This is a genomic window from Streptomyces sp. NPDC042336, from assembly GCF_055581985.1.
Window position 1 is genome coordinate 217,870 of record NZ_JBVJEA010000013.1, and the last position, 21,092, is coordinate 238,961.

At 71.2% G+C, this 21,092-nt stretch carries 21 protein-coding genes and 1 riboswitch; of the genes, 8 read left to right on the top strand and 13 right to left on the bottom strand.

The genetic code is table 11. From position 1 onward, the window contains the following. Positions 1-63: 63 nt before the first annotated feature. From ACZ6IM_RS26945 to ACZ6IM_RS26960, 4 genes are all read right to left on the bottom strand, one after another. The gene (locus ACZ6IM_RS26945; RefSeq protein ID WP_469559736.1) at positions 64-1,080 is read right to left on the bottom strand and encodes a C40 family peptidase; all 1,017 of its coding nucleotides are present in this window, start codon (positions 1,078-1,080) and stop codon (positions 64-66) included. Positions 1,081-1,315: 235 nt separating this feature from the next. Continuing rightward, the gene (locus ACZ6IM_RS26950; protein WP_469559772.1) at positions 1,316-2,359 is read right to left on the bottom strand and encodes a C40 family peptidase; all 1,044 of its coding nucleotides are present in this window, start codon (positions 2,357-2,359) and stop codon (positions 1,316-1,318) included. Positions 2,360-2,610: 251 nt separating this feature from the next. Beyond that, positions 2,611-3,954 (bottom strand): NYN domain-containing protein, encoded by a 1,344-nt coding sequence (locus ACZ6IM_RS26955; RefSeq protein ID WP_469559739.1) that lies wholly within the window; start codon positions 3,952-3,954, stop codon positions 2,611-2,613. Between the two features lie 62 nt (positions 3,955-4,016). Next, positions 4,017-4,256 (bottom strand): hypothetical protein, encoded by a 240-nt coding sequence (locus tag ACZ6IM_RS26960; protein ID WP_052841425.1) that lies wholly within the window; start codon positions 4,254-4,256, stop codon positions 4,017-4,019. Between the two features lie 156 nt (positions 4,257-4,412). On the opposite strand from ACZ6IM_RS26960, the gene ACZ6IM_RS26965 reads away from it, so the two are divergent. The 7 genes from ACZ6IM_RS26965 to ACZ6IM_RS26995 all read left to right on the top strand — a co-directional run bounded on the left by ACZ6IM_RS26965 (position 4,413) and on the right by ACZ6IM_RS26995 (position 10,773). Continuing rightward, a complete protein-coding gene (locus ACZ6IM_RS26965) occupies positions 4,413-5,183 on the top strand; it encodes a rhomboid family intramembrane serine protease (protein WP_052841424.1) in 771 nt (256 codons plus the stop codon). After that, positions 5,180-5,461 carry an Lrp/AsnC family transcriptional regulator gene (locus ACZ6IM_RS26970; RefSeq protein ID WP_031035777.1) on the top strand — a complete coding sequence of 94 codons (282 nt, stop codon included), beginning with the start codon at positions 5,180-5,182 and terminating at the stop codon, positions 5,459-5,461. Before ACZ6IM_RS26965 ends, ACZ6IM_RS26970 begins: the two co-directional genes overlap by 4 nt. Before the next feature lie 154 nt (positions 5,462-5,615). Continuing rightward, positions 5,616-5,900, top strand: coding sequence for a hypothetical protein (locus tag ACZ6IM_RS26975; protein WP_052841423.1), 285 nt, complete (start codon positions 5,616-5,618; stop codon positions 5,898-5,900). Continuing rightward, a complete protein-coding gene (locus tag ACZ6IM_RS26980) occupies positions 5,851-7,311 on the top strand; it encodes a sensor histidine kinase (RefSeq protein WP_469559744.1) in 1,461 nt (486 codons plus the stop codon). Before ACZ6IM_RS26975 ends, ACZ6IM_RS26980 begins: the two co-directional genes overlap by 50 nt. Before the next feature lie 38 nt (positions 7,312-7,349). Further along, entirely contained in the window at positions 7,350-8,015 is a 666-nt protein-coding gene (locus tag ACZ6IM_RS26985) for a response regulator transcription factor (RefSeq protein ID WP_398912840.1), read from the top strand. Between the two features lie 83 nt (positions 8,016-8,098). After that, complete coding sequence (locus ACZ6IM_RS26990; RefSeq protein ID WP_469559747.1) at positions 8,099-9,514, top strand: SLC13 family permease; 1,416 nt, start codon at positions 8,099-8,101, stop codon at positions 9,512-9,514. 29 nt (positions 9,515-9,543) lie between these two features. Next, complete coding sequence (locus tag ACZ6IM_RS26995; protein ID WP_052841420.1) at positions 9,544-10,773, top strand: glycerate kinase; 1,230 nt, start codon at positions 9,544-9,546, stop codon at positions 10,771-10,773. Here ACZ6IM_RS26995 and ACZ6IM_RS27000 read toward each other — a convergent pair. From ACZ6IM_RS27000 to ctaE, 6 genes are all read right to left on the bottom strand, one after another. Next, positions 10,701-12,080, bottom strand: coding sequence for an aminotransferase class V-fold PLP-dependent enzyme (locus ACZ6IM_RS27000; RefSeq protein ID WP_052841419.1), 1,380 nt, complete (start codon positions 12,078-12,080; stop codon positions 10,701-10,703). The genes ACZ6IM_RS26995 and ACZ6IM_RS27000 overlap by 73 nt on opposite strands. Positions 12,081-12,256: 176 nt before the next feature. Then, positions 12,257-12,373: riboswitch (SAM riboswitch) on the bottom strand. A gap of 84 nt (positions 12,374-12,457) precedes the next feature. Beyond that, positions 12,458-13,522, bottom strand: coding sequence for an anthranilate phosphoribosyltransferase (trpD, locus tag ACZ6IM_RS27005; RefSeq protein ID WP_469559750.1), 1,065 nt, complete (start codon positions 13,520-13,522; stop codon positions 12,458-12,460). 134 nt (positions 13,523-13,656) lie between these two features. Further along, positions 13,657-15,294: a cytochrome bc1 complex cytochrome b subunit gene (gene qcrB / locus ACZ6IM_RS27010; protein WP_052841417.1), complete on the bottom strand. Its 1,638-nt coding sequence runs from the start codon at positions 15,292-15,294 to the stop codon at positions 13,657-13,659. Then, a complete protein-coding gene (gene qcrA, locus ACZ6IM_RS27015; RefSeq protein ID WP_052841416.1) occupies positions 15,291-16,352 on the bottom strand; it encodes a cytochrome bc1 complex Rieske iron-sulfur subunit in 1,062 nt (353 codons plus the stop codon). The genes qcrB and qcrA overlap by 4 nt, the downstream gene beginning before the upstream one ends. Then, positions 16,349-17,158, bottom strand: coding sequence for a cytochrome bc1 complex diheme cytochrome c subunit (gene qcrC, locus ACZ6IM_RS27020; protein ID WP_052841415.1), 810 nt, complete (start codon positions 17,156-17,158; stop codon positions 16,349-16,351). The genes qcrA and qcrC overlap by 4 nt, the downstream gene beginning before the upstream one ends. A gap of 65 nt (positions 17,159-17,223) precedes the next feature. Next, complete coding sequence (gene ctaE, locus ACZ6IM_RS27025; protein ID WP_003976664.1) at positions 17,224-17,844, bottom strand: aa3-type cytochrome oxidase subunit III; 621 nt, start codon at positions 17,842-17,844, stop codon at positions 17,224-17,226. A gap of 198 nt (positions 17,845-18,042) precedes the next feature. Between ctaE and ACZ6IM_RS27030 the strand changes: the two genes are divergently transcribed. Next, positions 18,043-18,444: a response regulator gene (locus ACZ6IM_RS27030; protein WP_003976663.1), complete on the top strand. Its 402-nt coding sequence runs from the start codon at positions 18,043-18,045 to the stop codon at positions 18,442-18,444. A gap of 106 nt (positions 18,445-18,550) precedes the next feature. Here ACZ6IM_RS27030 and ACZ6IM_RS27035 read toward each other — a convergent pair whose 3' ends face one another. The 3 genes from ACZ6IM_RS27035 to ACZ6IM_RS27045 all read right to left on the bottom strand — a co-directional run. Next, on the bottom strand, positions 18,551-19,831 hold the full coding sequence (locus tag ACZ6IM_RS27035) for a L,D-transpeptidase (RefSeq protein WP_052841414.1): 1,281 nt from the start codon (positions 19,829-19,831) through the stop codon (positions 18,551-18,553). A 130-nt stretch (positions 19,832-19,961) separates the two neighbouring features. After that, entirely contained in the window at positions 19,962-20,360 is a 399-nt protein-coding gene (locus ACZ6IM_RS27040; RefSeq protein ID WP_052841413.1) for a cytochrome c oxidase subunit 4, read from the bottom strand. Beyond that, a partial coding sequence (locus ACZ6IM_RS27045) for a cytochrome c oxidase subunit I (RefSeq protein ID WP_469559757.1) occupies positions 20,357-21,092 on the bottom strand: 736 nt, incomplete at its 5' end. The genes ACZ6IM_RS27045 and ACZ6IM_RS27040, both read right to left, overlap by 4 nt.

Sequence of the window (21,092 nt, forward strand, 5' to 3'; positions counted from 1 at the left end):
CGGGCGGGGGAGGGCGGAAGGCACGGGGCGGGATGAGCGCCGGGGCCGGGATGGGCCGTGGCGTCACACCCTGGTGACCGAGGAGACCGGCATCATGCCGACCGGGTCGTAGCGCACCGGCGCGCCGGGGTAGGGCGCGTGGATCACCTGGCCGTTGCCCGCGTACATGCCGATGTGGCTGGCGTCGTCGCGGTAGGCGACCAGGTCGCCGGGGCGCGCCTCGGACAGGGAGACCCGCCGCCCGGCGCCGGACTGCGCCTGGGAGGTGCGCGGGATGCCGACGCCGGCCTGTGCGTAGGCCCACTGGGTCAGCCCCGAGCAGTCGAAGCCGGAGGGGCCGTTGGCGCCCCAGACGTAGGGCTTGCCGAGGGCGGAGCGGGCGGCGGCGAAGGCGGCCGCGGCCCGGCCGGAGGCGGGGGCGGCGGCACCGGCGAGGGCGGTCAGGTCCTCGCGCCCCGAGCGGGACCCGCGCCGGTAGGCGTCGCGTTCGTCGTCCGGCAGGGCGGCGAGCAGCGCGCGGGCCTTGGCGAGCTTGCGCTCCACGGTCTTCTTGTGGGCGGCGACGGCCTTGCGGCCCTTCTCCAGTTCGGCGAGCTTGCGGGCCGCCTCGGCCCGGTCCTGGCCGAGGTCGCGCATCGCCTGCTGGAGTTGCCTCAGCTCACCCGCCTGACGAGTGGTGATCCGGTCGAGCACGGACGCCCGGTCGAGGTAGTCGTCCGGTTCGGCGGAGAGCAGCAGCGCCAGCGACGGGTCGATGCCGCCGGAGCGGTACTGGGCGCCGGCCAGCGAACCGAGCGCGTCCCGCATGGTGTTGACGCGCTGCTGCTGCCGGGCGATGGAATCCTGCGCGGTCGAGACCTCCTCGCGCAGCGCGTCGGTGCGCGCGTCGGCCTTGTTGTAGGCCTCGGTCGCCTGCTCCGCCTCGGTGTGGAGCCGGTCCACCTCCGCCCGCCGGTCGTCGTGCGGAGCGGCCGCGGCCGGTACGGCGCCCAGGAGTGCGGCGGCCACGGAGAGCAGTCCGACGGCGGCGGTGGAGCCACGGTCGAACCCGGATGGTGCAAGGCGGCGATGGGACCCCACGGGAAGCCGCACTCCTTCCGCTGGCGGACGGGGAAACGCGGCAGACAGTAACCCCACGGCGGGGCACCGGCCAACGACCTACGGGGCCGCGCAACACGGCGCCCCGCCGCTGACGCAGGTCACCGGCGGGGCGAGGGTCACAGGGCCCGGACGTGATTCGCCCGAACGGGCGGCACGGTGGGGGTGACTTCGGGTGGCGCGGGGCGTCCGGGCCGGGCCCGTCCGCGGAGCACGGTCAGACCCGTACGCCGAACATGAACGGGCCGCCGATGGTGCTCATCGACTCGTAGCGGACGTTCGTGCCGGTGCGCGGCGCGTGCAGGACCTGGCCGTTGCCCGCGTAGAGGCCGACGTGGTGCAGGTCGCTGAAGAAGAAGACGAGGTCGCCGACCTGGAGGTCGTTCATCGAGGAGATGCGCGTGCCGTAGTTGGCCTGCGCCTGCGAGGTGCGCGGGATCCCGACGCCGGCCTGCGCGTACGCCCAGGAGGTCAGGCCCGAGCAGTCGAAGGAGGACGGGCCGGTGGCGCCGTAGACGTACGGCGTCCCTATCTTGCCCTGGGCGGCGGCGAAGGCGGCGCCCGCGCGGCCGGAGGCCGGGGTGGACTTGCCGCCGGTGAGCACCTGGCGCTCGCTGGCGCGGTTGGAGCGCTGCTCCTCGTCCTGGAGGGCGGCCTTCTCCTGCGCGGTGAGCGTGTTGAGCAGCTTCTGCGCGGAGGAGAGCTTGCCCTGGACCTGCTTCTTCTTCTTGCCCAGTTCGGTGCGGGTGGCGGAGAGGTCCTTGAGCTTCTCGGAGGCCTCGGAGCGCTGCTGGGCGAGGTCGCGCTGCTTGACCTGGATCTTCTTCAGCGCCTCGACCTGCTGACCGCTCAGCTGGTCGAGGGTGGAGGCCTTGTCCAGGTAGTTGTCCGGGTCGGCGGACAGGAAGAGCTGGAGGGAGGGGTCGATGCCGCCGGAGCGGTACTGGGCGCTGGCCATCGAACCGAGGCCGTCGCGCAGCTCGTTGAGCTCCTCCTGGCCGCGGGCGACGTTGTCCTGGAGGGTGGAGATCTCCTTCTGGAGCTTCTCCTGCTTCTCCTTGGCGCCGTTGTACTTCTCGGTGGCCTGCTCGGCCTCCTCGTAGAGCTTGTCGACCTTGGCCTTGACCTCGTCCTTGCTCGGCTTCTCGCTCGGGGCGGCGTTGGCGGCCTGGGAACTGAGAGCGACAGCGGCGGCGGCAGCGGTGGTGAGCACGGTCACGCGCGTGCGGCTCGGCTGCTTGGGACGACGGTGGGACGCCACGGAGACGAGCTCCTTCTTGAGAGGGATCACCCGTTCGAGGGTTCGAAGGGTGACCCTAGTGACCCACTCGTGATCAGTTCAAATCCTCCGCCGAAAAATCACGGTTACGCACCGCGTTTTTCGCCGCAACTCACCTGCAGTGACACCCTTCTGACGCTACGTTGCGTGACGGTTCCGTCAATTCGGGCATAGGGCGCCTACGTTACGGTTGGTACGGAAGTGAAGAGAAGTGGCCGGAAGCCGACGGCCGGCTAGGAAAGCCGCTTGAGGAGCACCGCGGACGCCACCGGGCGTGCGCCGGCGCGCGCCACGCCGTCGGCGACCTCGCGGTCGGTGGAGACGACGATGACCGGCCGGCCCGGCGGCTCGGCCCGCACCAGCTGGCGGATCAGCTCGTCGGCGGTGACGCCGGGCTTGGAGAACAGCACCCGCACCCCGCGCGGCGGCGCGAGCAGCACGGGCGCCACCAGTTCGGCGCCGTCGAAGACGCAGGTCATCTCGGCGCCGGTCTGCGCGGCGAGCTGGGAGAGCTGGCCGAGCAGCCGCAGCCGCTGCTTCTCCAGCGGCATCTGCGGATAGCCGGTCTTGGTGACGTTGTAGCCGTCGACGACCAGATGCGCCTGGGGCAGCGCCAGCAACTGGTCGAGGATCGCCGGATCGTTCTCGGACAGGGCCCGGTTGGCGATGTCCTTCGGCGTCATCCGGCCGGGCTCGACCGCGTCCACGGTCTCGGCGGGCCGCACGGACACCGGGGGCAGCGCCAGCTCGCGCCGCAGCCCCTGGGTGGCGTCCAGGAGGGTGTCCAGGAGCAGCCGTACGCGCATGTCCTCGACGCTGCGCCCCTCGCGGGCGGCCCTGCGGGTGGCCTCCAGGGCCGCCTCGGCCTCCCCCAGGCGGGCCTTGAGCCGCCGGGCCTCGCTCTCGGCGGCGGACATCTGGATCTGCCCCTCGGCCCGTACGGCGTCCAGCTCCGCCTGGACCTTGCGCAGTGCCGCCTCGCCGCGCTTGACGTCACTGAGGGCGGAGCGCAGCTTGCGGTGCAGCGACTCGGTCTCCCGCTTCGCCGCGTCCAGCTCGGCGCGCAGCCGCTCGGTCTCGGTCCTGGTGTGCTCCCGGGCCCGGGCCAGCTCCTCGTGCAGCCGCTCCAGCTCCGCCCGGTTCTCCTCGTCGGCACGCTCGGCGTCCGCGCGCTGCGCCTCCTCGCCGGCGGCGGTGACCAGCTTCACCCAGCCGTGCGGGCGCAGTACGTAGGCCGCGGCGGCCACGTCCAGCGGGTCGGCGGCCGGGAGCGCGGACCCGGCGTCCAGTGCGTCGGCCAGCTCGGGCTGGGCGTCGCGGAACTTCTCACCGATGCGCTGGCGGAAGAGCGGGTCGGTCTCCACGGCGGCGGCCATGGCGTTGCCGGCGAACTTGGCCCTGCGGTTCGGGGCGAACCTGGCGTACTGCCTCAGCTGTGCGGGCAGCTCGCCGAGGGTGAGCGAGCCGAAGCCGTCGGACACGATCTGCACGACCCGGCGGCGCACGCCGTCGGGCAGCGGGCGGTCGAGCACCTCAGCGGCGCCGTCGCCCGGCCCCCCGCCGTGTGTCTCCACCATCCGTCACCCCAATGTCTCAGGGCGATCCCGGGCCGGAATCGCCTTGTGCGGGGCCGCTCCGCTCAGGAGGCGGCACCCGGCCTGTCCACGAGTTCCACCTGGTCCACGGCGTTGCACCAGCGGCACCGCACCGACTCGATGGTCTCACTGAGCACCTCGCGCTCCTCCACCGTCGGCTCACCGGCCAGGTCGAGGTGCACGTACTCGACGACCTTCGAGGCCCGGGTCACGTCGAAACGGGTCAGGTTGCCGCAGAGGGTGCAGCGCCACCGCGTCGTGTCGGTCGGCAGGGGAACCGTCATCGTGGCTGTTCACTCTCTTCCAGTGTCGGTGACGCGCCGGACTCCCCCGGTGCGTGTGGCACGTAACCCTACGGCCTGGCGGGTACCCGACGCCCGCGTGTCCGCGGCGGCGAGGCGCTATGAGCCCTCGCGCCCGTTACGTCATGCTCTGTGTCCATGATCCGCAACTGGAGCAAGGCGGTCCGCGCAACGGTCAGCGCGGTCGGAACGTCCGTCGGGGCCCGCTCGTCGCGGCGCCGGGCGGCGCCGGTGACGTACACGCTGATCACGCTGTGCTGTCTGCTGTTCCTGATCAGCCCGGCGGCGGGCCTCAACCCTGCGTACGGCAGCGGGGAGGAACTGCTGGCGGCGCAGCGCGCCTACTTCCGGCGCTGGGGCGTGATCCCCGCAGAGCTGTTCGAGGACTCCCCCGGGTCGGCGCTCACCCCGGCCACGGCGCTGTTCGTCCACGGCAGCTGGGTGCACCTGCTGGGCAACATGCTCTTCCTCTACGTCTTCGGCGCGATGACCGAGGAACGGATGGGCCGGCTCCAGTTCGCCCTGTTCTACCTCGGCTGCGGCTACCTGGCCCTGCTGGGCTACGCGGGCGCCAACGCCCACTCCCAGGAGTCCCTGGTCGGCGCCTCGGGGGCGATCTCCGCGATCCTCGGCGCGTTCCTGTTCCTCTTCCCGCGGGCCCGCGTGACCAGCCTCCTGCCCTTCCTCTTCTTCCTGCCGCTGCGCTTCCCGGCCTGGGTCGTCCTGCCGTTCTGGGCGGCCCTTCAGTGGATGGCGGCGGGGCGGGCCGGGGACGGGCCGGGGGTGGCGTACCTCGCGCACCTGGTGGGTTTCGGGCTGGGCTTCGCCTTCGCCTGGGTGCGGTTCGGACGTACGACTAGAGTTGATGGCGTTCCAGTGGCGGCGCCCGAGGGAGAGAACCAGCCGTGATCAGCGCGATCGTGCTCATCAAGACCAGCGTGGACCGCATTCCCGAGATCGCGGAGCAGATCGCCGCGCTGGAGAGCGTCAGCGAGGTCTTCTCCGTCACCGGCACCTACGACCTGATCGCCATGGTGCGGGTGAGCCGGCACGAGGACCTGGCCGAGGTCATCCCGGGCCGGATCAGCAAGATCCCGGGTGTGGAGGGCACCGACACCCACGTGGCCTTCCGCACCTACTCCCAGCACGACCTGGAGGCGGCCTTCGCCATCGGCCTGGACAACTGACCGCCCCGAGCGGGAAGCGCCCCAAAGGGGCGCGGGGAACTGCGCGACCAGCCACGGCGCGGCCGCAGGCGACGGACGGTCCGAGGAACCGGATGAAGAGTTCTTCATCCGGTACTCATCCGGCCCGCCGGAATCCTCGCCCAGAATCCCGGACATGGTCTTCTCCCGCCGCATGGCGGCCCTCGCGGCCGTCGTCCTGATCCCTCTCGGCATCGCCGCGACCAGTTTCGCCCTGACCGACAGCCCGCAGGAGCCCAAGGTCCCGGCCAAGGTGGAGCTGGAGAGCGGCTCCCCCAGCCCGGAGCCGGCCTCCTCCTCGCCCGAGCCGACACCCAGCGACCAGGTGGTGACGCGGCCGCCGGTCACCGACGGCCCCCCGGATGACGACGATGACGACGACCGGGGCCAGGACGCCGACGACGGACCCGGCGAAGGGTGAGCGCGAGCGCCGCCGGGTCTCGGCCCGGGTCCGCATCCTGCTGTGGCTGCTGCTCGTGATGGCGGTCGCGCTGGCCTCGGTGGCGGCGACCACCCGCTCGATCCTGCTGCGCGACACCGACCAGCGGATCAACGGCCTGCTCGCGCAGGAGGCAGGCGAGTTCGCCAACTTCGAGGAGCAGGGCTTCGACCCGGAGACGGGCCGCCCGTTCACCGACCCGGGCCGGCTGCTGCGGGTCTTCCTGGAGCGGCAGTACGCCGACCTGGACGAGGAACTGGTCGGGCTGGTGGGCGAGGTGGGCAGCAGACCCACGCAGATCATCCAGCAGCGCGAGATCCCGGTCGGCCGCCCGCTCCACGAGGACGCCGACGCCCGGCGCCGCATCCACGCCTCCCCCGACTCCACCGGCACCCTGCACCGGCCCGAGGGCGAGATCCGCTGGGCCAAGGTCACCGTGGCCCGCTACGGCGGCGAACCGGCGGCCGCCTTCGTGGTCGCCTTCCACCCGGGACGCGAACAGGCGCGCGCGGATGAGGTGTTCCGCGTCCTGCTCGCCATCTCCGGCGTCGCCCTGCTGATGACGACCGGCATCGCCTGGGTGGTCGCGGGACGCATCCTGAAGCCGGTGCGGCTGGTGCGAACGACCGCCGCCCAGCTCACCGAGCAGGACCTGACCCGGCGCATCCCGGTGCACGGCCACGACGACGTGGCGGCCCTCGCCGAGACGTTCAACGCCATGCTGGACCGCCTGGAGCGCGCCTTCGCCACCCAGCGCCGGTTCGTCGACGACGCGGGCCACGAGCTGCGCACCCCGATCACCATCGTGCGCGGCCACCTGGAGCTGATGGGCGACGATCCGGCGGAGCGCGAGGAGACCGTCCGGCTGGTCACCGACGAACTGGACCGGATGAGCCGCATCGTGGAGGACCTGCTGCTGCTCGCCAAGGCCGAACGCCCCGACTTCGTCACCCCGGAGCCGGTGCAGCTGGCCGAGCTCACCGCCGACGTCTACGTCAAGGCCCGCACCCTGGGCGACCGGGAGTGGGTGCTGGACTCGGTCGCCGACCGCGAGGCCCACCTCGACCCGCAGCGGATCACCCAGGCCATGGTGCAGCTCGCGCAGAACGCCGTGCAGCACACCACGGCCGGCCAGCGGGTCAGCATAGGCTCCCGCGCCGACGGTCCGCGCATCGAGCTGTACGTCGCCGACTCCGGTCCCGGCGTCCAGCCGCAGGACGCCGAGGTGATCTTCGAGCGGTTCCGGCGCGGCACGGCCCGGCGCGGGATGCGCGGCTCGGGCGCCGGGCTCGGGCTGTCGATCGTCCGGGCGATCGCCGAGGGCCACGGCGGCCGGGTCGACCTGCGCACCACCGAGGGCGGCGGCGCCACCTTCGTACTCACCCTGGACTGAAACCGGAAGCCGGACCGAAACCCGCTGAAGAGGCTCCCATGAACCGCATCCTCATCGTCGAGGACGAGGAGCGCATCGCCTCCTTCGTCGAGAAGGGCCTGCGCGCCAACGGCTTCACCACCACCGCGGTCGCCGACGGCGACGCCGCCTACGAGTACGCCCTCACCGGCGGCTTCGACCTGGTCGTCCTGGACATCGGGCTGCCCGGCCGGGACGGCTTCACGGTGCTGCGCGAGCTGCGTGAGGCCCGGGTGACGACCCCGGTGATCGTGCTCACCGCCCGGGACTCGGTACGGGACACGGTGGCCGGCCTGGAGGGCGGCGCCGACGACTGGATGACCAAGCCGTTCCGCTTCGAGGAACTGCTCGCCCGGGTGCGGCTGCGCCTGCGTACGGCGGCCAGGGCACCGGAGGTGACGGTGCTGAGGTCGGGGTCGCTCAGCCTCGACCTGCGCACCCGCCGGGCCCGCGCCCAGGGCCGCACGGTGGACCTGACGGCCCGTGAGTTCGTGCTCCTTGAGCTGTTCCTGCGCCATCCGGGGCAGGTGCTGTCCCGCGAGCAGATCCTGTCGCACGTGTGGGGCTACGACTTCGACCCGGGTTCCAACATCGTGGACGTGTACGTGCGGGCCCTGCGCAAGAAGCTCGGCGCCCAGCAGGTGGAGACCGTGCGCGGGATGGGGTACCGGCTGCCGACCTGGTGAGGCCCGCCTTCCGCGCGGCCCGGTGAAGTTTCCTTCATGTGACCCTCATTGAGGGCTCACCGCCCCCGTGGACGCTCGAGGGCGTGACGCTGAACCTCCGCCTCGCGGCGGCCCTGTGCGCGGCGCTGTCCCTGTGCGCGCTGCTGGCGGTCCCCGCCAACTTCCCCGCCCTGGGCGGCGACGCGCGCCTCACCCTCGCCGTGTTCGCGCTGGCCACCTGCGCCTGGATCGGTACGCCGGTCGACGACACGTACATCGCGCTGGGCGCCGGACTGGCGCTGACCGCGACCGGCGTCATCAGCAGCGACACCCTCTTCGGCACCCTCGGCGACGCCACCGTGTGGCTGCTGATCTGCGCCTTCGTGCTGGCGGCCGCGGTCGCCCGGACGGGGCTCGCGGGGCGGGCGGCGGCCTTCCTGGTGGGCGGGGCGCGCACCGTACGGCAGTTGGTGCACCTGACGACGGCCGCGCTGGTCGTCACCGCCTTCGCGGTGCCGGCCACCTCGGGCCGGGCGGCGCTCGCGCTGCCGGTGTTCCTCGCCCTCGCCAAGGCACTCGCCGACCGGAAGCGACTGGTCGTGATGCTGGCGCTGCTGTTCCCGACCGTGATCCTTCTGTCCGCGGTGGCGACCCTGATCGGTGCGGGTGCGCATCTGATCACGGTGTCGGTCCTGTGGGAGGCGACCGGGGACCGGATCGGCTTCACCCAGTGGCTGCTGCTCGGCCTGCCACTGGCGGTCGCCTCCTCCCACCTCGCCGCCGAGACGGTCCTGCTGACCACCACACGGCGCACGGACCGCGCGGGCCCGGTCCGCATCACCGCGGAGGAGATACAGCGGCACAGCGAGAGCCCCGTCACCGGTCCGTGGACGCAGGCGGAGAAGCGCTGCGCGCTGCTGCTGGCCACGGTGGTCGCCCTGTGGTGCAGCGAGCCCCTGCACCAGGTGTCCCCCGCCGTCGTGGCGCTGATCGGCGCGGTGGTCGCCTCCTCCCCCGCGCTGGGCACCGTACGGCTGAAGGACGCGCTGAAGACCGTCCCGTGGTCGCTGCTGCTGTTCATGGCGGCGACGATGGCGATGGGCGTCGCGCTGGCCGACTCCGGGGCGGCGAAGTGGCTGGTGTCGGGCCTGCCCGCGGACGTCGCCCCGGGCGTCTTCCTCGGCGTGGTGGTCGCCGTGAGCACGGCGGCCCATCTGGTCCTCCAGTCCCGTTCCGCCCGCTCCTCCGTCCTGGTCCCGCTGGTGATCGCGGCGGCTGTGGGCGCGGGGGTCAACCCGGTCGCCGCCGCGCTGGCGTCGACGGCGGCAGCCGGGTTCTGTCACACCCTCCCGGCCTCCGCCAAGCCGGTCACGCTCTTCTCCGACGTCCCCGGCGTCCCCACCTACACCCCGCGCGACCTGCTGCGGCTGTCCGCCGTCCTGGCGCCGCTGACCGCCCTGCTCGTGCTGTTCTTCGCCGCCGCGGTCTGGCCGCTGCTCGGCGTGCCCGTGACCCGCTGAAGGAGCCCTCCATGTCCTCTCCGTCCCCTGTGCTGAACCGCGTCGTCGTGGCACCCAGCGGCTTCAAGGAGTCCCTGTCCGCCCAGGCCGCCGCCGACGCCATCGCGGCGGGCGTCCGCCGGGTGCTGCCGTACGCCGAGATCGACCGGATCCCCCTGGTCGACGGCGGCGAGGGCACCGCCGTCGCGCTGGCGTCGGCGACCGGCGGGCGGCTGGTCGCGCTGGCCGCCACCGGTCCGGTGGGCGACCGGGTCGGCACCCACTTCGCGCTGCTCGGCGCCCGGGACACTGCGGTGGTGGAGATGGCGGCCGTGGCGGGCCTGTCCCTGGTGCCCCGCGCCCTGCGCGACCCCGGTGTCACCACCACGTACGGCGTCGGCGAGCTGATCCGCGCCGCGCTCGACACCGGGGTGCGGCGCGTCCTGGTCGGCTGCGGCGACTCGGGCACGTCCGACGGGGGCGCGGGCGCGCTCCAGGCGCTCGGGGCCCGGCTGCTGGACGCGGACGGCTTCGAACTCGCGCCCGGCGGAAGGGAGCTGAACCGACTCGTCCGCATCGACCCGTCCGGTCTGGACGCCCGACTGGAGGACACCGAGCTGCTCGTCGCCTGCAACCCGTACAACGTGCTGTGCGGACAGCGGGGCGTGGCCCGGGTGTTCGGACCGCAGAAGGGGGCGACGCCCGCGCAGGTCGAGGAGTTGTCGGCCGGGCTGGAGAACTGGGCGCGCGTCCTCACCCGCGACCTCGGTGCCGTCGGCACCGACCTGCGTACGGGTCCGGGTACCGGCGCCTCCGGCGGTCTCGGCGCGGGTCTCGCCGCCGTCGGCGCCCGGCTGCTGCCCCGCTTCGACGTGCTCCTCGACCATCTCGACCTGGACGCCCGCCTGGCCCGCGCCGACCTGGTGCTCACCGCCGAGGGCGCCCTGGACCACCAGACGCCGCGCGGCAAGGTCCCGGCCGAGGTGGCCCGCCGCGCCAAGCTCTCCGGGCGGCCCGTACTCGCCCTGGCCGGCACGCTCGGCGAGGGCGCGCACGAGGTGCCGGGGGTGGACGCCTGCCACGGGATCATGCCGGCGCCGATGGCCCTGGCGGACGCGCTGCTGCGCGCCTCCGAGCTCCTCACGGACGCCACGGAGCGGGCGCTGCGGATGGTCGTGCTGGGGTCGCGGCTGCCGGGCCGGGCGGCTCAGGCGCCGGTACCGGCGGCGGGGGTGGCGGAGGTGGGGTCGGGCACGCAGCGCCCGTCCTCGGTGCGGTAGTTCCAGCGGGCGCCGTCGCTCACCAGCTCCCTGACGGCGCCCACGAACCGCTCGACGTGCTCGTCCGGGGTGCCCGCGCCGAAGCTGACGCGGATGGCGTTGAGGGACTTCTCGCCGGGCGCCGCCTCGGGCGCCCCGCACTCGCCCTGCGTCTGCGGGTCGCTGCCGAGCAGGGTGCGCACCAGCGGGTGGGCGCAGAACAGGCCGTCGCGCACGCCGATGCCGTACTCGGCGGAGAGCGCGGCGGCGAAGTGCGAGCTGTTCCAGCCCTCGACGACGAAGGAGAGGACGCCGACGCGCGGCGCGTCGTCGCCGAAGAGGGACAGCACCCGCACCTCGGGCACCCCGGCGAGGCCCTCCCGCACCTTCCGGATCAGGTACTCCTCGCGGGCGACCAGTGTGTCGAACCCGGCCTCGGTGAGCGCCTTGCAGGCGGAGGCGATGGCGTAGGCGCCGATGACGTTGGGCGACCCGGCCTCGTGCCGCGCGGCGCTGTCGTGCCACTGCACGTCCACACCGCCGTCCGCGCGCCGGGAGACGCTGCGGCTGGCGCCGCCGCCCGCGAGGTACGGCTCGGCCTCGCGCAGCCAGTCGGCGCGGCCGGCGAGGACGCCGGACCCGAAGGGGGCGTACAGCTTGTGCCCGGAGAAGGCGACCCAGTCCACGTCGAGGCCGCGCACGTCGACGGGGTGGTGGGGGGCGAGCTGGGCGGCGTCCAGGACGATCCGGGCGCCGTGCGCGTGGGCGGCGGCGGCCAGTTCCCGCACCGGCCACAGCTCACCGGTGACGTTGGAGGCGCCGGTGACGCAGACCAGGGCGGGCCCGTACGGCTCACGGGCGGCGAGGGCCCGCTCCAGGGTCGCGACGGCCTGCGCGGGGGTGCGCGGGGCGTCCAGGTAGGTCACGTCGGCGTCCCGCCAGGGCAGCAGCGAGGCGTGGTGCTCGGTCTCGAAGACGAAGACCCGGCAGCCGGCGGGCAGCGCGGCGGCGAGCAGGTTCAGGGAGTCGGTGGTGGACCGGGTGAAGACCACCTGGTCCTCGTCCCGGCAGCCGAGGAACTCGGCGACGGTCCTGCGGGCGTTCTCGAACAGGTCGGTCGACAGCTGCGAGAGGTACCCGGCGCCCCGGTGGACGCTGCCGTAGTACGGGGCGTAGGCGGCCACGTCGTCCCAGACCCGCTGGAGCGCGGGCGCGCTGGCCGCGTAGTCGAGCGCGGCGTAGGTGACCTCGCCGCCGGTGACGAGCGGGACGGTGACGTCGCGGCCGAGGACGGGCAGCGGGGTGGCGACAGCGGTGGGTGCGGACATGGCGGACTCCCGTGAGGACCAGCGCGCGGAAGGGCGCTGTGAAGAGGCGAAGTGAAGAAGAGATGTGCGGAGGCGGGGCTCTGCGGCCGAGGGCCTGTCCTTCGGACCGGCCCTATCGCATTCGCTGGTTCACGGGAGACTCCCTCGGACGACCCAGGACCCCTGGTTTCGCGAGGGGTCCGCGCTTGCCGTGGACCCTGCTGTCCACGACCTGGTCTTCACCCGGGGCACCCCGCCACGGACGGAGGGTTGCCGGACAGTCGGCCGGGGCCTCATGACTGTCACTCATGACCTGTCGAAAAACCTAGGGGAAATGATCGGCGCCCCGCAACCCGAGTCCGGATCGCGGGACGCACGTCACATCGGGGGGCGACACGCTACGCGTGGCTCGCGGCCACCCAGCGGTCCAGGACGCCCTTGGCGGCCCCCGAGTCGATCGCCTCGGCCGCCCGGTCCATCCCGTCCCGCAGCCGCTCCGCCAGGGGTCCGTCGCCGGGGTTCAGGGCCACCAGGGCGGCCGCCGAGTTCAGCAGGACCGCGTCCCGCACCGGACCCGTCTCTCCGGCCAGCAGGCGGCGGGCGACGTCGGCGTTGTAGGAGGCGTCGGCGCCGCGCAGCGCCTCGACCGGCACCAGCTCGATGCCGACCTCGCGCGGGTCGAAGGTCTCCTCGGTCACCCGGCCGTCGCGCACGGTCCAGACCCGGGACGTGGCGGTGGTGGTCAGTTCGTCGAGGCCGTCGTCGCCGCGGAAGACCAGGGACGAGTGACCGCGCTCGGCGAAGACACCGGCGATGATCGGCGCCATCCGGGCGTCGGCGACCCCGATCGCCTGGGCCCTGACCTGGGCGGGATTGGTCAGCGGACCCAGGAAGTTGAACACCGTGCGGATGCCGAGCTGGCCGCGGGCCGCCGCCACGTGGCGCAGCGCCGGGTGGAACTTCACGGCGAAGCAGAAGGTGATGCCGGCTTCCTCGGCGACCTCAGCCACCCGCTTCGGCGTCAGCTCCAGATTGACGCCGAGTTTCTCCAGGACGTCGGAGGCCCCGGACGCCGAGGAGGCGGCCCGGTTGCCGTGCTTGACGACCTTCGCACCCGTGCCGGCCACCACGATCGCCGACATGGTGGAGATGTTGACCGTCTTGGCGCCGTCGCCGCCGGTGCCGACGATGTCGACGGTCTCCCCCGGCACCTCGATCACGTTGGCGTGGTCGTACATGGTGCGGACGAGCCCGGAGATCTCCTCGACCGTCTCGCCCTTGAACCGCAGGCCCACGGCGAACGCGGCGATCTGCGCGTCGGTCGCCTCGCCGCGCATGATCACGTCCAGCGCCCAGGCGGTGTCGTCCGCGCTCAGGTCGCGGCCGTCCAGCAGTCCGTTCAGCAGGGCCGGCCAGGAGCGGGCCGCCGTGGTGTCTCCTCCAGCGGGGGTCACAGCGCTCATCAGCCGCTCCTGAATCGTATGGGTCGTCGAACAGAGGATGTGGCTCCCACCCTATCCAGCCCCGGGCACGGCGAAGGGCCCCGTCCGCAGAACGGAACGGGGCCCTTCGACCGTGGTGTGGCGACGCTGGAGGGTCAGTGGTGGCCGTGGCCGCTCGTGATCTCCTTGTACTCCTCGACGGTCGGCTTCGGAATCTGCGACTCCTCGCCGTAGTAGGCCTCGCTGAGCTTGGCGCGGAGCTTCTGCGTGCCGGTCGGCTTGCGCTCGACGCCGTTCTCGTCGACCGTCGGGCCGATCTCCGCCGGCTTGTACTGCTCGTGCGCCGTGAGCGTGTGCAGCTGCTCCTGGCTGAGCGGCTCGTGCACCTCGATGAACTCACCGTGCGGCAGGCGCTTGATGATGCCGGACTCGCGTCCGTGCAGCACCTTGTCCTTGTCCCGGCGCTGGAGGCCGAGGCAGATCCGCTTGGTGGCGATGAAGGCGACGACCGGGCCGACGAAGAACGCGATGCGGACGAACCAGGTGATCGCGTTGATCGACAGGTGGAAGTGCGTGGCCCACAGGTCGTTGCCGCCACCGATCAGCAGCACGAAGTAGACGGTCAGCCAGGCGACACCGAAGGCCGTACGGGTCGGGGCGTTGCGCGGGCGGTCCAGGATGTGGTGCTCGCGCTTGTCTCCGGTGACCCAGGACTCGATGAACGGGTAGACCGCGATCGCCGCCAGGACCAGCGGGAAGATCAGCAGCGGGACGAACACGCCCAGGACGAGTGTGTGGCCCCAGAAGTTGATCTCCCAGCCAGGCATCACCCGGATCAGGCCCTCGGAGAAGCCCATGTACCAGTCCGGCTGGGCTCCGGTGGAGACCTGGTCGGGACGGTAGGGGCCGATGGCCCAGATCGGGTTGATCGTGGCGATGGCCGACACGACGGCGATCACACCGAAGACCAGGAAGAAGAAGCCTCCGGCCTTCGCCGTGTACACCGGCAGCAGCGGCATGCCGACGACGTTCTTGTTGGTCTTGCCGGGACCCGCGAACTGCGTGTGCTTGTGGTAGAAGACCAGGATCAGGTGGCCCACCAGCAGGCCGAGCATGATGCCGGGCAGCAGCAGGATGTGGATCGAGTAGAACCGGGACACGAAGTCGTGGCCGGGGAACTCCCCGCCGAAGAGGAAGAACGAGATGTACGTGCCGACGATCGGCACGGACAGGATCGCGCCCTCCATGAAGCGGATGCCGGTGCCCGAGAGCAGGTCGTCCGGGAGCGAGTAACCGGTGAAGCCGGTGAACATGCCGAGGACGAGCAGCAGGAAGCCGAACAGCCAGTTGACCTCGCGCGGCTTGCGGAACGCGCCGGTGAAGAAGACGCGCATCATGTGCACGAACATGCCGGCCAGGAAGATCAGCGCGGCCCAGTGGTGGATCTGCCGGATCAGCAGACCGCCGCGGACGTCGAAGCTGATGTCCAGAGTGGAGGCGTACGCCTCACTCATCATCTGGCCCTGCAGCGGCACGTACGAGCCGTGGTACTCGACCTCGGCCATCGACGGGTGGAAGAACAGCGTCAGGTACACACCCGTGAGGATGATGATGATGAAGCTGTAGAGGCAGACCTCACCCAGCATGAACGACCAGTGGTCGGGGAAGATCTTGCGCATGTTGGCCTTGGCCAGGGAGTAGATCCCCAGCCGGCCGTCGGCCCAGTCGGCGACACGCTCGCCGGCCGGTGCCTTCCCGCGCGAGCGGGACGGTTCGTTGGCTGCAGTACTCATCCGCGCTCCCAGAAGGCAGGACCGACGGGCTCTTCGAAGTCGCCGAGCGCTTCGAGGTAACCCTCGTCGTTCACGCCGATGCGCAGCTGCGGCAGGGCGTGACCGGCGGGACCGAAGATCACCCGGGCGCCGTCGGCAAGGTCGAAGGTGGACTGGTGGCAGGGGCAGAGCGCGTGGTGCGTCTGCTGCTCGTACAGGGAGATCGGGCAACCGACGTGGGTGCAGATCTTCGAGTACGCCACGATGCCCTCGTGCGACCACTCGAGCTCGCGCTTGTCCTTGATGGAGTCCGGCTCCAGCCGGATGATCATCAGGGCGGCCTTGGCGATCTCGTTCTGGAAGTCCTCGTCGTGCTCCTCCAGGCCCTCGGGCATGGCGAAGGTGAGCGAGCCCACCGCGACGTCGGAGGGACGCAGCGGCTCGTTGGTGTTCATGTTGACGAGGAGCTTGCCCTTGGACCACAGGGTGTGGCGGAGCTTGGTCCCGGGCAGCGGGCCGAGGTCGCGCAGCAGGACGACGCCGGAGAGCGGCACCAGGGTGAGCGCGCCCAGCATCGTGTTGCGGATCAGCTTGCGGCGCCCGATCACGGACTCCTTGGCACCCTGCTTGAAGTCCGCGTGGACCTTGGCGCGGACCTCGGGGGACGCCTCGATGGGGTGACGCTCGTCGGCGACCTCCTCGTCGGACATCAGGGTGCGGGCCCAGTGGACCGCGCCGGCGCCGATGGCGAACAGCGCGACGCCGAGCGTCATGCCGAGCGCGAAGTTCAGCGCACTGATGTGACCGAGCGGGAAGATGTAGACCGACTTGTCGACCGGGATCGCCACGAACGAGGCGATGAAGCCGATGGTGGCCAGCATCGACAGCGTGAACAGCAGGGCGACCGTGCGCTCGGACCGCTTGGCGGCCCGCTCGTCGACGTCCTGGACCCGCGGCTCGTGGGGCGGCAGCCCCGGGTCGGCGAACGGGTTGGTCTCGTCCGCGGGCCGGGCCGCCGCGCCGTGCGGGCGGTCCTGCACGGCCGGCAGGTTCTCTTCTGGAATGTCTTGGCTACTCATGACTTCTTGGCCTTTGCGGTCCGAGCGGCGACCCAGACGGCGACGGCGATCAGCACGCCCAGTCCGAACACCCAGGCGAACAGACCCTCACTGACCGGGCCGAGTCCGCCGAGGCTGAGACCACCGGGGCTCTCGGTGTCGTCACCGTTGACCGCGTCCAGGTAGGCGATGATGTCCTTCTTGTTCTGCTCCGACAGCGTGGTGTCGGGGAAGGAGGGCATGTTCTGCGGGCCGGTCTGCATGGCCTCGTAGATGTGCTTCGGGTCGACACCCTCGAGGCTCGGCGCGAACTTGCCGTGCGTCAGGGCGCCACCCTTGCCGGTGAAGTTGTGGCACTGCGCGCAGTTGGTGCGGAACAGTTCACCGCCCTTGGCGATGTCGGCGCCCTCGGGGCCGTACTTCTCCTCCGAGGGGATGGCCGGACCGGCACCGAGCGACGCGATGTAGGCCGCGAGCTGGTCGATCTCCGCCTGGGAGTAGATGACCTTCTTCTTCGGGACCTGCGCGCCGGGCTGCTGGGCCGGCATGCGGCCGGTGCCCACCTGGAAGTCGACGGCCGCGGCGCCTACGCCGACCAGGCTCGGACCGTCGCTGGTGCCCTGCCCTCCGGTGCCGTGGCAACTGGCACAGCCGACGGCGTAGAGCTTCTTGCCCTCGTCGATGGCGAGGGACTGGGCGGATTCATCGGCCTGCGCCTTGCTCGCGGGTGCGAACGCGGCGTACAGCCCCCCTGTGCATGCCAGCGCGAGGAGTAGGACGACGAGGGCCGCCAGCGGATGGCGTCGTCGTGCGGAGAGCTTTTTCACGGATTACCCCGGTGTCAGGATCTTCTGCGTCGATGCTTCTGGTATTGCGCGGGTGCGTGCCGCGACTACTTGATCAGGTAGATCGTGGCGAACAGGCCGATCCAGACCACATCGACGAAGTGCCAGTAGTAGGACACGACGATGGCGGCGGTCGCCTGCTCGTGGGTGAACCTCCGGGCCGCGTAGGTGCGGCCGAGGACCAGCAGGAAGGCGATGAGGCCGCCCGTCACGTGCAGTCCGTGGAAGCCGGTGGTCAGGTAGAACGCCGAGCCGTACGGGTCGGACGAGAGCGAGATGCCCTCGTGCTTGACCAGCTCGGTGTACTCGAACACCTGACCGCCGATAAAGATCGCACCCATCACGAAGGTGACGATGAACCACATCCGGAGCTTCTTCACGTCACCGCGCTCGGCCGCGAACACGCCGAGCTGACAGGTGAGCGAGGAGAGCACCAGGATCGTGGTGTTCGTCGCGGAGAACGGGATGTTCAGCGCGTCGGCCTTCTCGGACCAGAAGTCCGGGCCGGTCACCGATCGCAGGGTGAAGTACATCGCGAAGAGGGCCGCGAAGAACATCAGCTCGGAACTCAACCAGATGATGGTTCCGACGCTGGTGAGGTTCGGCCGGTTGACCGACGGGTGCGCGTGCCCGGTTTCTACTGTCGTTGCTGTCGCCACGACCGACATTATGTCGGTCGCTTATCCCGCCCTCACCCCGGGGGGTGCCGTTCGGTGTGTTCCCCCTGCTGGTACGGCCCGGATGGCCCATCGAACGGCCCGTCGAAGCCCTGTCCGAACCACTGCTGACGGGACGTTCGAGGGAGTAGCATCCGCCCCAACGGGCTACGACAGCCTTCACCGGTCTCACCGCGTATCGGAGGAAGCATGCAGGCGACCGCCACGGTGCTGGTCTACAGCGACGACTCCAACACCCGCGAACAGGTGCGGCTCGCGACCGGCCGCCGGCCGGCTCCGGACGTGCCCGTGGTCGAGTTCGTGGAGTGCGCCACCCCGGCCGCCGTGCTCAAGGAGCTGGACCGGGGCGGGATCGACGTCTGCGTCCTGGACGGCGAGGCCGTGCCCATGGGCGGCATGGGCATGTGCCGCCAGATCAAGGACGAGGTCTTCCAGTGCCCGCCGGTGCTGCTGCTCATCGCCCGGCCGCAGGACGCGTGGCTGGCCACGTGGAGCCGTGCGGAGGCCGCGGTGACCCTGCCGGTGGAGCCGGTGGAGTTCGCGTCCGCGCTCGCCGCGCTGCTGCGGGAGAAGCGGCTGCAGGGGGTTTAGAGGCGCCCAGGATCCCGGGGCTCGGGGCGCGTGGATGAGTGCGGCGCCGTCGTGGCCGGTGGCGCAGGTCCCCGCGCCCCTGGCGACGCTCCCCTGATCGGCGTGTTCACGCGCTCTCCGGTCGCAGCCGGGCTTGCTCCGCCGTACCGCCGGACGCATCGCTCGCGCCGCCCGTCAGGGCGCTGCCCGTGCGCCATTTCGTCCAGTCCATGTTCCAGTCGCCGAAGCCGTTGCCGAAGGGTTCCATCGTTTCGCCGCCCGAGTTGACGACCTCCACGAGGTCGCCCTCCTGGACGGCGTTGAAGAACCACTCCGCGTTGTCGGTGCTCATGCCGACGCAGCCGTGGCTGACGTTGGCGATGCCCTGGGAGCCGACGGACCAGGGAGCGGCGTGCACGTACTCGCCGCTCCAGGTCACCCGGGTGGCCCAGTAGACCGGCAGGTCGTACGACTCCGACGAGCCCTCGGCGATGCCGACGGTGGTACTGCGCATGCGTACGAAGGATTCCTTGCCGAGGACGACCTTGACGCCGTTGCGGGTCTCGAAGCCGGGCTTGCCGGTGGTGACCGGGATCTCCCGGATCGCCTCGCCGTCCTGGTAGACCGTCAGCGTGTGCGCGGAGGCGTCGGTGACGGCCACGACGCGGTCCTCCGTGGTGATCTTCAGGGGCTTGGCCTTGCCGCCCCACATCCGGTCGCCGATCTTGATGCCGTCCAGGGTGCTGTGGACCTTGACGGTGGCGTGGGCGGGCCAGTACTCCTCGGGCCGGTAGTGGAGCTTCTTGTCGTCCACCCAGTACCAGGCGCCCTGCGCCGCGGGGGTGGAGTCGACCTTCAGGGCACGCTCCACTATGGCCCGCTGCGCCGGGTCCCGGACCGGCTGGCTCAGCTCCGCCGTGATGGGCTGACCGACGCCGTACGCGCCCGCCTTGGGCCCGAAGGTGACGTCCAGGGTCTTCTTCGCGCCGGGCTTGCCGGTCTCGAAGGTGAGCACCTTGCGGCCGGGGGCGCCGTCCCCGTCCTCGGTGCTGACGCGCACCGTGTAGCTGGCGTTGGCCGCCAGGGGCGAGGTGCTGCGCCAGCGGGCGCCGTCGGCGGACAGCTCGCCCGCGACGTGGCGTCCGGCCGCGTCCATGGCCGTGACGTCCGTGATGCGCCCGTCGGCGCCCTCGGCGACCACCTCCAGGGGTTTGTCCGGGTCGGCCTTCTTCCCGGCGTCCGTGGGGCCGTTGAAGGAGATCTGGCCGGCCGCGTCGTAGGGCGTGGCGGACAGCGGGTTGTCGTCGTCACCGAGGCAGGCGGTGCCGCTCGCGCCGAGGGCGATCACCAGCAGGGTGCAGCCGACGACCGTACGCCCCCGCGCCTGGAAGTGTGCCGTGATGCTCATGGCCTCACGCTAGGGAGAGACGTCAACGGCGGCACGGTGGGTAAGCCGGAAGGGTGAGCGACGGTACGGCAGACGAAGGGGCCCGGACGCTCCTGGCGGAGTGTCCGGGCCCCTTCGTGCTCGACGCGTGCTACTGGGTGCGGTTCTCACCGCGGTAGTACTCGAAGACCCAGCCGAACAGGCCGACCATGAGGATCGGTGCCGAGAAGTACATGACCCACCAGCCGACGGCGATGCCCAGGAAGGCGAGGGCGCCACCGACGGCGAGGGACAGCGGCTGCCAGCTGTGCGGGCTGAAGAACCCGATCTCGCCGGCGTCGTCCGCGACGTCCGCCTCCGTGTTGTCCTGCGCACCGGCGTCGACCCGCCGCGCCGTGAAGGCGAGGTAGAAGCCGATCATGATGGCCAGGCCGAAGGCCAGGAAGAGCGCCGTGGTACCGGCCGGCTCCTTGGACCAGTAGCCGTAGACAACCGCCACGGCGAGGATGAAGACGCTCAACCAGATGAACATCTTGCCCTGGATCTTCACTTCCCGGCCTCCTTGCCGCCGGCGAGGGCCTTCTCACCGTGGCCGATGTTCTCCAGCTGGTCGATCGCGGAGATCTCGGGGTGGTGCAGGTCGAAGGCGGGGGATTCACTGCGGATGCGCGGCAGCGTGAGGAAGTTGTGCCGCGGCGGCGGGCAGGAGGTCGCCCACTCCAGCGAACGGCCGTAGCCCCACGGGTCGTCCACCTCGATCTTCTTGCCGTACTTGGCGGTCTTCCAGATGTTGTAGAAGAACGGCAGTATCGACATGCCGAGCAGGAACGAGCTGATCGTCGAGATCGTGTTCAGGGCGGTGAAGCCGTCCGCGGCCAGGTAGTCGGCGTAGCGGCGCGGCATGCCCTCGGCGCCCAGCCAGTGCTGGACCAGGAACGTGCCGTGGAAGCCCACGAACAGCGTCCAGAAGGTGATCTTGCCCAGGCGCTCGTCCAGCATCTTGCCGGTGAACTTCGGCCACCAGAAGTGGAAGCCGGCGAACATCGCGAACACCACGGTGCCGAACACCACGTAGTGGAAGTGCGCCACCACGAAGTACGAGTCCGAGACATGGAAGTCCAGCGGCGGCGAGGCCAGGATGACACCGGTCAGACCACCGAAGAGGAAGGTGATCAGGAAGCCGGTGGACCAGAGCATCGGTGTCTCGAAGGACAGCGAGCCCTTCCACATGGTGCCGATCCAGTTGAAGAACTTCACACCGGTCGGGACCGCGATCAGGAAG